Genomic DNA, 12,215 nt, shown 5'->3' with positions numbered 1-12,215 from the left:
GCCCGGATCAGAAGATCGCCTCGATCAGGTAGGGGCCGGAACTGGCAAGACCGGTCTGAAGCGCCGCCTCAAGCCCGTCGCAATCGCTGACGGCTTCGGCTTCGACGCCCATGCCGCGCGACATCTGCACCCAGTCCAGATTGGGGCGGTCCAGTGACAGCATGTCGATGGCGCGCGGGCCGGGATTGCCGACGCCGACATTCGTCAATTCGCCGCGCAGGATGCGATAGCTACGGTTGGCGAAGATCACGATGGTGATATCCAGGTTTTCCCGCGCCATGGTCCAGAGGGCCTGAAGCGTATACATGGCCGAGCCGTCGCCGGTCAGCGCCATGATCTTCCGGTCTGGCGCCGCAATCGCGGCCCCGATGGCGACGGGCAGACCGTAACCGATGGACCCGCCGCAATTGTTCAGCCAGACATGGCGCGGCGCGCCCTGCGTGGCCTTGAAGAACCCGCGCCCCGTGGTCACGGATTCGTCCACGATCACCGCATCCTGTGGAATGGCGCGGCCCAGCAGTGCGGCAATGGTATCCGGGTTCAGCGGGCCGGTCGGCTTGTCCGGCAAGCTTGCCACCGCCACATGGGCCGGCGCCTTGTCTTTGGCCCCTGTGGCATCGCACAGGGCGGCCAGCGCGCCGGCCAGATCACTTCCGGTTTCCGCCAGCGTGATGATCTGCGCCCCGTCAGCAGTCAGTACGGCGGGCTTGCCGGGATAGGCGAAGAACCCGATCGGTGCGCGCGCGCCCAGCAGCACGATCCGTTTGTAGGGGGCCAGCACCTTCAGGGCCTGATCTATCGGGTAAGGCACGCGGGCGACGCTGACGCGCCCTGCCCCGCGTTCCATCCGGGCATTGGCCCATTCGGACAGCAATGCACATCCCGTCGCGGCACTGATCCGTCCGGCAAGGTCCAGGTTGGCCTCGGTCAGCGCGGCGCCACCCAGCAGCAGCAGGCTATCTGGCCCGGACAGCGCGGCAATCGCTGCCTCCAGCTGGCTGCGGTCGAAATCCGCGCGCGGGGTCGCGGGCAGCGGTGCGGCAACCACGCCGCCTTCGGTCCAGGCGGTATCGCTGGGCAGGATCAGGGCCGCGACCTGTCCCGGCGCGGTATTGGCCGCCTGCACCGCTTGCGCGGCATCCCGGCCCAGGCTGGCAACATCCGTTGACGTATGGACCCAATGCGACACGGGCCGCGCGATCCCCTGGATGTCCGAGGTCAGCGGCGCGTCCAGCGTGATGTGGGTTTCGGCATGTTCGCCGATGATGTTGAGCACGCCCGACCCTGCCTTCTTGGCATTGTGCAGGTTCGACAGGCCGTTCGCCAGCCCCGGCCCCAGGTGCAGCAATGTGCAGGCGGTCTTGCCCGCCATGCGGTAATAGCCGTCAGCCGCACCTGTCGCGACACCTTCCTGAAGGGTCAGGACCGAACGCATGCCGGGAATATGGTCAAGGGCCGCCACGAAATGCATCTCGGAGGTGCCGGGGTTGGAAAAACAGGTGTCCACACCGGCGGCCAGCAGCGTGTGAACAAGGCTTTCGGCGCCGTTCATGGCGGGGTCAGTCATATCGGTCATGTCTTGCCTTTCGGATCAGGTCTGCGCCTCTGCCCAGAAGGGCGCGCGCAATTCGCGTTTCAGGATCTTGCCGATGGTCGAGCGCGGCAAGTCATCCCGCGCCTCAAGCCCCGACAGGCGCTGGCTTTTTCCCAGTTTCGCATTGGCATCGGCGCGGATGTCATCAAGGCTGCGGCTTGCCCCCTTGCGTAACACCACAAGGCCGTAGGGCGTCTCGCCCCATTGCTCGGATGGCACACCGATCACGGCGGCATCGGTCACGTCCGGGTCGGCCAGCAGAACCAGTTCAAGGTCATTGGCATAGATGTTGAGCCCGCCCGAGATGATCATGTCCTTCTTGCGGTCCGACAGGATCAGGAACCCATCCGCATCGAAATGGCCCATGTCACCGGAGCGAAAATAGACCTCGCCGGCCTCGTTCCGCCAGATGTAGTCGCGTGTCAGGTCATCGCGGCCGAAATAGCCCGCCATCATCGTGGGGCCACGGCCGCAGATCTCTCCGACCTGGCCTTGCGGCACTTCGCGGCCTTCGGCGTCAATCAGGCGAATGTCATTGCCGGGGGCCAGCTTGCCCACGGTATGCAGCTTGTCGGGATGCTCATCCGCGACAAGAACCGTGACGCCGCCGCCTTCGGTCAGGCCGTAATATTCGATCAGCTTGCCGGGAAAGCGCGCCAGCACATCCGCCTTCACATCGGCCCGCAGCGGCGCCGAGGTCGAGAATTTCACCCGCATCGAGGACAGATCGAAACCATCGAAATCGGGCACATCCATGATGCGCTTGTATTGTACGGGCACCAGCATGGTGTGGGTGATACGTTCCGCCTGCACGATGCCAAGGTATTCGCGCGCGTCAAACTTGGGCATCAGGTAGACGGTCGATCCCCCGAACAGCGTCGGGATGAAAGACACGATGGTTGTATTGGAATAAAGCGGCGTCGAAATCAGCGTGCGCGCGTTGTCGTCATAGCCATTGGGCGTCACCCGGTCCATCTGCGCCGCGCGCATCCAGTGATCATGCACGATACCCTTTGGCGTGCCCGTGGTGCCCGAGGAATAGATCAGGTTGAAGGCATCCTTCAGCGCGATCGGCACCATCGGATCTGTGGTGGGGGCCGCTTGCAGCGCCTCTGTCATGGAGATGTAGCCGGGGGCGGTGAAATCCATCGCGTAGCGCTCGATCTCCATGTTGCCCAGGAAATCCGCCACCAGATCAAGGTATTGATCCGCCACGAAAATCGCGCGCGCGCTGCAATCGGCCAGCATCTTTTGCAACGCCTCGCCCGACGCCATGGTGGACAGCGGCGTGACGCAGCCGCCCGCGCGCAGGATACCCATGAACAGCACGGCGTAATCGGCCGAATTGGGCGACAGGATCGCGATCCGGTCACCCTTCTGCATCCCCTGCCCCAGCAGCAGGTTGGCCGCGCGGTTGATCTGCGTGTCGAACGCGCCCCAGGTCAGGCGCGTCTGGTCGCAGACCAGGGCCAGCTTTTCAGGATGGGCGCGGGCATTGTCACGGATCGCTTCAACAATGCTGCGCGTCGGCGGGGTGCCGGATGAGGGCGGGTTGATCGTGATCATCTGGGTCTTCCGGTTCTGCGGAGGGTCTTGTCGCCGCGATCGTGTCAGGCGACGCGCGGCTCTGCAAGCCGTGCGCGCCAGGCGACCCACAGCGGCAGGGCACAGATCGCCAGGCCCAGCAGGAAGGATGCCCCGTAGCTGAGCGCCAGCAGATCCGTCTTGGGCTTGGCGATCAGCACGCCGCCGATGAACAGCATCACCCTGAGCGGCAGCGCCATCGCCCCCCGGATCGGCCCGACCAGGCTGACATAGCCCTGCAACGAGGCCGAGATCATCAGCACGCCCACCATGGCGCAGGACAGCGCGACCGCCACCTCCCATGCCGGGGCCTGCCCGACAAGCGCGGGGTTCAGCACGAAGAAGAAGGGCATGATGTAGATCACACCGCCCAGGCGCATCGCCTCGAAGCCGGTGGCGATCGGGTTGGATCCGGCCATGGTCGAGGCCGCGAAGGCCCCCAGCGCCACGGGCGGCGTTATGAAGCTGACCATGCCCCAGTAAAGGATGAACAGATGCACCGCTAACTGGTTCAGCCCGCCCGCCTCAAGCGCGGGGGCCAGCACCACGGCCAGAAAGATGTAGCAGGCCGTTACCGTCATCCCCATGCCGAAGATGAAGGCCGTGATCGCGCCCATCAGCACCAGCACAAGCGTATTGTCACCCGCGATGAAGACCAGTTCATTCACCAAAGTGCCCGCAAGACCCGTGGCCGAGAACGAGCCCACGATCAGGCCGACGCCCAGCAGGATCGCGGTCAGTTCGGCCAGGCCCATCCCGACGCCGACGATCATGTTGGTCAGTTTCTGCAGATCCAGCCTGTGGCTGGCGCGGAACTGGTTCACCACCAGCAGCAGCACCGTGGCATAGAACGGGGCCGAGGTTTCGCGCCGCATCACGATCATCATGAACAGCAACAGCGCGAAGACGAAGATATAGGGCCAGCCCTCTTTCATCACGTCGCGCAGCACCGGCAGGTCGGGCTTGGGCAGGCCACGCAGGCCGCGCCGGGCCGAATAGGCGTCGATCTGGGTGAAGAGGCCCCAATAGAACAGGATGCTGGGAATGGCAGCGGCCAGCGCGATATCGACATAAGGGCGCGACAGGAACGAGGCCATCACGAAGGCCGTGGCCCCCATGATCGGCGGCATCAGCACGCCCCCGGTCGAGGCGCAGGCCTCGGTTGCGGCGGCGGTCTTGGCGGAAAAGCCGGTCTTGCGCATCGCGGGGATCGACACCGCCCCCGTGGTCAGCACGTTCGAGATCACCGAGCCCGACATCGACCCCATGAACCCGCTGGCGAAGATCGACACCTTGGCCGCGCCACCCCGATAGCCCCCGACCAGCCCCAGTGCGAGGTCATTGAAGAACTGCCCCCCGCCTGTGCGCTGCAACACCGCGCCGAACAGGATGAAGCCGATCACCACGCCGCCGAACGCCTTCATCGGAATGCCGAAGCTGCTTTCGGCCGAAAAGATGTGATAGGGCACCGTCTGCATGAAAGTGCTCTGAAATCCGGTGAAAGGATCGGGCATATGGCCCGCGAAAGTCGGATAGAAGGCGAAAAGCGTCACGATCAGGAACAGGACCAGACCGCCCGCGCGGCGCGTCGCCTCAAGGATCAGAAAGAAGAACACGATGGCGACATATTGCGCCTCGATCGGGGCGGCATATTCCCAGCCCTGCGACAGGTTCATCTGTGCTGTCTGGCCCAGGTAGGCCGTGCATCCCAGGGACAGGGCGAACAGGATCCAGTCCAGGATGGTGGGTTGCCCCCCCTTGCCGCCGCGCATCTGAAAGATCAGGAAACTGAGCGCAAGGAAAAGCCCGCCCAGAATATAGAGATAGCGCCCGTCGATCAGCACGATCCCCATGAATTTCAGGTTGAAAAGCTGGTGCACCACCAGGACCAGACCCGCCAGGGTCCCGCCGATCACGACCCAGCGCGCCATCCCGCCGATCCGCTCAGCCGGGGTCGAGCCGTCGATCGCGACCTCTTCAAACGCAGGTTTCGTGGCATTGTCGGAGGGTTTGGCACTGCTCATGGCTTGTCCTTGGTCTTTTCGGGATCACGGCGCGCCATGTCGCGCGCCATGCGCGCCTGGCCTCCCGCAGGTCGGGGCGCCGCGATGAAATGGGGTCAGTCATCAGGAAGGCCCGGCCGAAGAACCTCCGGCCGGGCCATGGGCAATTATGGCCCTCTCAGAACACGACGTCGAAGCCGTTGTCGGCCAGTGCCTTGCGGCGTGCCTCGGCCCATGCGGCTTCCCACTCGGCGGGGGCTTCGGCCTTCAGCGCATCCCAGGCCGCCTTGAGAACGGCCTGACGCTCGATCAGGCGATCGTTGTGCGCCTGGGCTGCATCGGTCCACAGACCCTTTTCCTTGAAGAAGCGGATCGCCCCGTCATGGTAGGGCACGACCCATTCCATGTCCTGCTTGTCGATCGACCAGCCGCCGATGCCGGGCGCCTTGCCGTCATAGGCCGGGAACAGTTCCACCATCGCCTTGGTCATGTTGTAGGCCATGTCTTCGGCGGTGGTATCCGTCGCGATCAGCACCGGATAGGGATAGCCCGCGCCCTGGTAGCCGGGGGTGCCGTCGATATTGGCGCCTACGGTTGCAAGGTTCGGTGCGAAGAAGGGCGCGATTTTCTGCATCGCGGCCAGACCTTCGGTGTTGGCCGGGTCAATCGGCGGCCAGAACAGGCCGCGCGGGCCGGCCGCCGCCTCATAGGCCTTGCCCGAATTGGTCGAGGCAAAGGCCGCGTCCACCTGGTCTTCGATCAGGCCGGTCCAGCTGGCGCCGAAACCTCCGAATTCCACGCGGATCACGTCATCCCAGGTCAGGCCACCATAGGCCAGGTAGGCTTCGGTGTTCACGTTCAGCGCGGGTGCGCCGACGATATAGGCCACGCGCTTGCCCTTCAGGTCGGCAAAGGTTTCGATCCCTTCGTCACCGGCAACGCCCACGGCCAGGTTGATCGCGCCGCCATTGTTGGCCATCAGCACGCGGATCGGTTGGGGGCCCCAGTTCTCGGCGCCGAAGTCGAAGGCACCTTCCTGGGCCATGAAGCTGCCGCCCACGCCGGTTGCCGAGAAATCGACACGTCCCTGGCGCAGCGGTTCCGTGCGCGACACGTCGTTCTTGCCAGGCAGCACCCGCAGATTGATACCCGCTGCATCCTGAAGCGCCGCACCAATGGCGACGGCCTGGTTATAGCCGGCCGAGCCGGTATCATACGCGGTCCAGGACAGCTGTTTGGGCAGGTCGATGCCCTGAGCGCCGGCCACACCGGCCGACAAGGTGACAGCCGCAACTGCGGCGAGAATCGGTTTCATGAAGTCCTCCCTTTTTTGTCAAACGAAACACACGGGTCCGCTGTTTCCTGACACGCTATCGCGGCCTCCTCGGAAATTGCGGAATTAGATTTCGCAGTGCGGTTACGATAGGGACGGGTCACTACCCCTGTCAACCCGCCGAAACCATCATGACTCTTTGAAATTACGGCGCAAGCCGGCCCTGCCCCGTGCATGGCGGCGCATGACGTGAAAAAGCGGGCATGTCGATCGACCGCCGGAAGCGGTATGTCGAACTGTCAGCCGCGCAATATTCGGGGGAAATGGCGCACCCGAGAGGATTCGAACCTCTGGCCTCTGCCTTCGGAGGGCAGCGCTCTATCCAGCTGAGCTACGGGTGCATCTGCGGGTGGAATAGGACAAAGAACGCGCGCCCGCAACCGGTATTTGGGGCGCGCGCGGGTGCCGGATCAGGCGAAAAGCTCGTGCGCCAGTTCCAGCGCGTCGATCAGCACATCGACCTCGGCCCTGGTGTTATAAAGCCCGAACGAGGCGCGGCAGGTCGCGTTCACGCCCATATGATCCATCAAGGGACCGGCACAATGCTGCCCTGCGCGCACGGCCACCCCTTTTTTGTCAAGGATGGTCGAGATGTCATGCGCGTGGGCGGCCCCTTCCATCGTGAAGGAAAAGATCGCGGCCTTGTCGGGCGTCCTGCCTTGCACGCTGATCCAGTTCAGCCCGTCCAGACGCGTGCGCGCATAGTCGCGCAGGTCGCGTTCATGGGCGGCGATATTGTCCATTCCCAGACCCATCATGTATTCCAGCGCCACGCCAAGGCCGATGGTCTGCACGATACCGGGGGTTCCCGCCTCGAACTTCATGGGGGGATCGTTATAGGTGACGGTATCGCGGGTCACTTCGCGGATCATGTCGCCGCCGCCGATGAAGGGGCGCATCTCGGCCATGCGGTCCTTGCGGACATAGATCGCACCACTGCCCGAGGGGCCGTAAAGCTTGTGGCCGGTCACGGCATAGAAGTCGCATCCGATATCCTGCACGTCGACCGGCATATGCACCGCCGCCTGGCTGCCATCGACCAGAACGGGCACGCCTTTGGCCCGTGCCCCCGCGCAGATCGTCTTGACGTCCACCACCGTGCCCAACACGTTGGACACATGGGTGACCGCGATCAGCTTGGTGCGCGGCGTGATCGCATCCAGCACCTTGGCCGGGTCCAGCGCGCCATTGGCATCAACGTCGACCCATTTGATCACCACGCCTTGGCGTTCGCGCAGGAAATGCCAGGGCACGATATTGGCGTGATGTTCCATGATGGACAGGATGATCTCGGCACCCGCCTCCATCCGCGGCATGGCCCAGCCATAGGCGACCATGTTGATGCCCTCGGTCGTGCCCGAGTTGAAGATGATCTCATCCTCGGACCCGGCCCCCAGAAAGCGCGCGACGATCCCGCGCACCCTTTCGTAATTGTCGGTGGCCAGGTTCGAAAGATAATGCAAACCCCTGTGAACATTCGCATATTCATGAGAATAGGCCTGCGTGATCGCGTCGATCACAACGCGCGGCTTCTGCGCCGAGGCGCCGTTGTCCAGATAGACCAGCGGCTTGCCGTTCACCTGACGTGACAGGATCGGAAATTCGGCGCGGATCTTTTCGACATCATACATGGGTCAACTCATTTCTGTTGCGGGGACGCCGATCAGCGCCAACAGGAAGGACAGGCCGACCACGATGCCGACCGCGGTCATCAGCAGCACGACGGCCGCCTTGCCCAGCGATCCGAACCGATGGGCCACATCCAGAAAGTTCAGCAGCAGCCAGAAGCTGTAGAAGGCGACAACGAGTGTTGCCATCATGCCCAGCGGGGGCATGATCAGGGTCAGCAGCAACAGCCCGACCTGTGCGGCCAGACGCATGTATTGCAACCAGACCAGCAGCACCGTCACTTCGGCCAGCGTGCCGCGCCCGCCCATGATCGTGCCCATCCAGGTCAGCAGATGCATCGAAATGACCGTGCCGCCCGCCAGCACGACGGCATAAAGCACCGGGTTGAAGAATAGCCCCGGCATCGGAAAAGCCGCGGGAAAGATCGACATGTTGATGCTGAACAGCAATGCACTCAGCACGGATGCCAGCGCCAGCGCCGTCCAGAGAACCGGCAGGCCAAGCTGCATCGCAATCAGCCGCTCGCCGGTGCCGCGCGGGTCGCGCAGCGTCTCCATGGCCAGGGCGGCAAGGTCTTTCAAGGTCATCGCGTCTCTCCCCATCCGGCCTGGCGCAAGCCGGCGATCCAGAACCAGGCGAAGGCCGCGAACCAGATCGCCCCGGTCAGTCGTGTTTCAAGGCCGGGTCCGATGAAACCGCCCGCAAGTCCCACCAGCAGCGCCAACGGGCTTGCGGCCAGCAAGGCCCAGAACAACGCGATCCGCGTGCGGTAACCCGTACTTTGCCCGCCGAAAAGACGCAACATCCCGTGGCTGATCAAGGCGATGACATAAAGAAGCAGGGGCAGAACGAACACCACGCCGAACAGCCGCGCGGCCATCAGCATCTGCGGCTCCTGCCCGGTCAGAAATGCCTCGCGCGAGGCATTGGGCCAGGTCGCGATGAACATGACGACACAGGCCCCCAACAGGATCGCCAAGGCGCGGTCTTCACGGGGACCGTCCGACATGAGCCGGGCCATGACACGGCCCGGCGCCTTGTAGGTTGCAACGATCTCGCTGGTGACTGCCATCAGCCGCCCCTGCGGGCCAGCCAGCCTGTCAGGCGGCTGACGATCTCGTCGCGCAGGTCGTCATCCTCGATCTCGTCCACCGCTTCGGCGAGGAAAGACAGAACCAGCAGATCGGTCGCCTCTTTCTTCGGCACCCCGCGCGAGCGCAGATAGTAAAGCGCATCGACATCAATCGCACCCGATGTCGATCCATGCGAACAGGCCACGTCATCGGCGTAGATTTCAAGCTCGGGCTTGGCCAGGAACTGGCTGTCGCCATCCAGCAGCAGCGATTGGCTGATCTGATAGCCATCGGTCTTCTGCGCGCCTTCCTTGACCAGGATCTTGCCCTGGAACACGCCGACGGCCCCGTTGCGCAGCACCTTCTTGAAGACCTGCCGGCTTTCGCAATTCACCGCGTCATGCGTGATGAACACCGTGTCGTCATGCAGGAAAGCCCCGTCGCCCATGGCCGCGCCCGCGATATGGGCCACGGCATCGTCGCCGGTCAGCTCGATCACCGCCTCGTTGCGGGTCAGAACGCCATTCACCGTCAGGGTAAAGGACTTGAACTGGCTTTCCGTGCCAAGCCGGGCAAAGACATGGGTTGCGGCCCGGCGTTCGTGATCGCGGCCCTGCGCCCGGATGTGATGGAAACGCGCGCCATCGGCCACCTCGACCTCCATCACCTTGTTGAAGCGTGCGGCCGCCGGACCGTTTTCCAGCAGCGTCAGTTCCGCGCCTTTTTCCAGCTTCACCACGTGATGCAGGATCGCATCCGAGGTTTCCGACCTGTGGGTATAGATCAGGCTGATCGGCTTTGCGGCCTTTCCGCTGACGCGGATCAGCACGCCATCGGTGGCAAAGGCGCTGTTCAACGCCGCCAGCGGGCGGTCCACGGGTTTCTGACCACGCGCCTCAAGCACGCCGTAATGATCCTTGGCCCAGTGGATATCCGCACCCGATGCGGTTTCAAGCCGCTCGATCTCGACGCCCGCCATCGACAGATCATCGCTGGCCGCGGCATCGAAGACGCCATCGACAAAAACGATACGCAGCCGGTCAACGCTGTCGAACACCGGGGGTTCCTTGGCGTCAAACAGCGCCGCCGCCGGCGCATCCGCCTGCGTCAGCGTATCGGGGCGCGTGTAGCGCCAGTATTCGTCGCGCCGCGCGGGCAGCCCCATAGCGCGCAGCCGCGCCAGCGCATCGGCGCGGGCCGCAGCGATCCACTTGCCGCCCTTGGGCAGGGTCAGCGCGGCGATCCGCGCCTCGGTCGCGTCCTGCTTCAGTTGCGCCTTTGCCATCACGCTGCCCCCGCTTCGGCCAGCAGATCGGCATAGCCGTTCTTTTCGACTTCCAGCGCCAGGTCCGGCCCGCCGGTCTTGATGATGCGACCCTCGGCCATGATGTGGACCACGTCGGGTTTGATGTGATCCAGAAGCCGCTGGTAATGGGTGATCACCAGGAAGGACCGGCCGGCATCGCGCAGGGCATTCACCCCCTCCGAGACCAGTTTCATCGCGTCCACATCAAGGCCCGAGTCGGTCTCGTCCAGGATGCACATCTTCGGCTCGAGCATGGCCATCTGCAGGATCTCGTTGCGCTTCTTTTCACCGCCCGAAAAGCCCACGTTGACCGGACGCTTGAGCATGTCGGCGTCGATCTGAAGGGTCTTGGCCTTCTCGCGGATCACCTTGAGGAATTCGGCAGCACTCATTTCATCCTGGCCGCGCGCCTTGCGCTGCGCGTTCACGGCGGTCCGCAGGAAGGTCATGTTGCCGACACCGGGAATTTCCACGGGGTACTGGAACGCAAGAAAGAGGCCCGCCGCGGCGCGCTCTTCCGGCTCCATCTCAAGGATGTCTTCGCCTTCCAGGGTCACGCTGCCCTCGGTCACCTCATAGCCATCGCGCCCGGACAGCACGTAGGACAATGTCGATTTGCCCGAACCGTTCGGCCCCATGATCGCATGGACCTTGCCCGGTTCGATCGTCAGGTCGACACCTTTCAGAATGGCCTTGTCCTCGGCTTCGAGCTTGACGTGCAGGTTCTTGATTTCCAGCATGTTTCTTCCTTTCCGTATTTCTTTTTCCCTGGCGTTGCTCAGGGGCGTGTCATCAATTGGATCACCCGCAGCAGACGGTCTGCCGGCACGGGTGTCGGTGTCAGGTCGAAGCGGGCCATGCGGCCCGTGACTTCGGCAGGTGTGCCCAGAAACGCCTCGATCTGGTGATGGCGCGGGCGGTTGGCATAGTCATCGTAGTAAAGCGGGATCGGCCGCGTGATGCGAAAGGCCGTGGCCAGGGCGCAGCCCATGCGAAAGCGGCCATCGACCAGGACCACATCGGGGTGATCCAGACCGGGCGTATCCCAGACCGCCAGAGGATAGGCGGGAAAGTGTTTCCATGCGCTGTCATCGACCGGATGGCCCCATTCCTTGGTGGGGCCGATGTCGGACCACAGGATCCGGACCTTGCCCTTGGGCGGGTTAGCGGTGAACCAGTCGCGCATCATCTGCGCCCAGGCCTGATCGCTTTCCACGGCGGTGACATCCTTGCCCATCTCGGCAGCCATGACCGTGGACCCGCCCGATCCGTATTCCAGGATGGTCCCGGCCCCTGCATAGGCCGCGCGCAGCACGTCGGCCTCTGCCGCGGGCAGGGTCAGCTCGGGCCGGGTGATGGGCGCGGCAAGGCTCATGCGGGCGTCACCGTCACGGCGGTGCCCGAGGCGCTGACCATCAGCATGGATTGGCCCACGATCTCGTAATCCAGATCCACGCCCACGACGGCATTGGCCCCCATGCTGGCAGCTTTCTGTTCCATCTCGCGCAGCGCCACATCACGGGCATCCTGCAACTTGGATTCGTAAGCCCCCGACCGGCCCCCGATGATATCGGTGATGCCGGCGAAGATATCGCGGACAACGTTGGCGCCCATGATCGCCTCGCCCACGACGATGCCGTGATAGGTGGCGATGCGGTGCCCCTCGATGCTGTTGGTGGTTGTGACGATCATG

General features: G+C 63.8%; 11 protein-coding genes and 1 tRNA gene. All 12 read right to left on the bottom strand.

What is annotated here, in order from left to right; all coding sequences use genetic code 11:
- Positions 1 to 7: 7 nt before the first annotated feature.
- The 12 genes from ACFQ3C_RS15640 to ACFQ3C_RS15585 all read right to left on the bottom strand — a co-directional run bounded on the left by ACFQ3C_RS15640 (position 8) and on the right by ACFQ3C_RS15585 (position 12,214).
- Positions 8 to 1,576 (bottom strand): acetolactate synthase large subunit, encoded by a 1,569-nt coding sequence (locus ACFQ3C_RS15640; protein WP_380793706.1) that lies wholly within the window; start codon positions 1,574 to 1,576, stop codon positions 8 to 10.
- Between the two features lie 15 nt (positions 1,577 to 1,591).
- Entirely contained in the window at positions 1,592 to 3,160 is a 1,569-nt protein-coding gene (locus ACFQ3C_RS15635) for a class I adenylate-forming enzyme family protein (RefSeq protein WP_380793704.1), read from the bottom strand.
- 44 nt (positions 3,161 to 3,204) lie between these two features.
- On the bottom strand, positions 3,205 to 5,202 hold the full coding sequence (locus ACFQ3C_RS15630) for a TRAP transporter permease (protein WP_380793702.1): 1,998 nt from the start codon (positions 5,200 to 5,202) through the stop codon (positions 3,205 to 3,207).
- Positions 5,203 to 5,359: 157 nt separating this feature from the next.
- The gene (locus ACFQ3C_RS15625; RefSeq protein WP_380793700.1) at positions 5,360 to 6,496 is read right to left on the bottom strand and encodes a TAXI family TRAP transporter solute-binding subunit; all 1,137 of its coding nucleotides are present in this window, start codon (positions 6,494 to 6,496) and stop codon (positions 5,360 to 5,362) included.
- Positions 6,497 to 6,778: 282 nt separating this feature from the next.
- Positions 6,779 to 6,855: transfer RNA gene (locus tag ACFQ3C_RS15620), tRNA-Arg, on the bottom strand.
- A 69-nt stretch (positions 6,856 to 6,924) separates the two neighbouring features.
- A complete protein-coding gene (locus ACFQ3C_RS15615) occupies positions 6,925 to 8,145 on the bottom strand; it encodes a cysteine desulfurase (protein ID WP_380793698.1) in 1,221 nt (406 codons plus the stop codon).
- Positions 8,146 to 8,148: 3 nt separating this feature from the next.
- The gene (locus ACFQ3C_RS15610) at positions 8,149 to 8,730 is read right to left on the bottom strand and encodes a Yip1 family protein (protein ID WP_380793696.1); all 582 of its coding nucleotides are present in this window, start codon (positions 8,728 to 8,730) and stop codon (positions 8,149 to 8,151) included.
- Positions 8,727 to 9,215: a YIP1 family protein gene (locus ACFQ3C_RS15605; protein ID WP_380793694.1), complete on the bottom strand. Its 489-nt coding sequence runs from the start codon at positions 9,213 to 9,215 to the stop codon at positions 8,727 to 8,729. The genes ACFQ3C_RS15610 and ACFQ3C_RS15605 overlap by 4 nt, the downstream gene beginning before the upstream one ends.
- On the bottom strand, positions 9,215 to 10,501 hold the full coding sequence (sufD, locus tag ACFQ3C_RS15600; protein WP_380793692.1) for a Fe-S cluster assembly protein SufD: 1,287 nt from the start codon (positions 10,499 to 10,501) through the stop codon (positions 9,215 to 9,217). Before sufD ends, ACFQ3C_RS15605 begins: the two co-directional genes overlap by 1 nt.
- Positions 10,501 to 11,262, bottom strand: a complete 762-nt coding sequence (gene sufC, locus ACFQ3C_RS15595) for a Fe-S cluster assembly ATPase SufC (RefSeq protein ID WP_380793690.1) — start codon at positions 11,260 to 11,262, stop codon at positions 10,501 to 10,503. Before sufC ends, sufD begins: the two co-directional genes overlap by 1 nt.
- Before the next feature lie 38 nt (positions 11,263 to 11,300).
- Positions 11,301 to 11,897 carry a hypothetical protein gene (locus ACFQ3C_RS15590; RefSeq protein WP_380793688.1) on the bottom strand — a complete coding sequence of 199 codons (597 nt, stop codon included), beginning with the start codon at positions 11,895 to 11,897 and terminating at the stop codon, positions 11,301 to 11,303.
- Positions 11,894 to 12,214, bottom strand: a complete 321-nt coding sequence (locus ACFQ3C_RS15585; RefSeq protein WP_380793686.1) for a YbjQ family protein — start codon at positions 12,212 to 12,214, stop codon at positions 11,894 to 11,896. Before ACFQ3C_RS15585 ends, ACFQ3C_RS15590 begins: the two co-directional genes overlap by 4 nt.
- Position 12,215 lies beyond the last annotated feature (1 nt).

It is taken from the genome of Seohaeicola saemankumensis (genome assembly GCF_042678485.1).
In the GTDB taxonomy this organism is placed as follows: domain Bacteria; phylum Pseudomonadota; class Alphaproteobacteria; order Rhodobacterales; family Rhodobacteraceae; genus Seohaeicola; species Seohaeicola saemankumensis.
The sequence above is the reverse complement of the archived record's forward strand: the minus strand, read 5'-3'. Positions and strand labels throughout refer to the sequence as shown.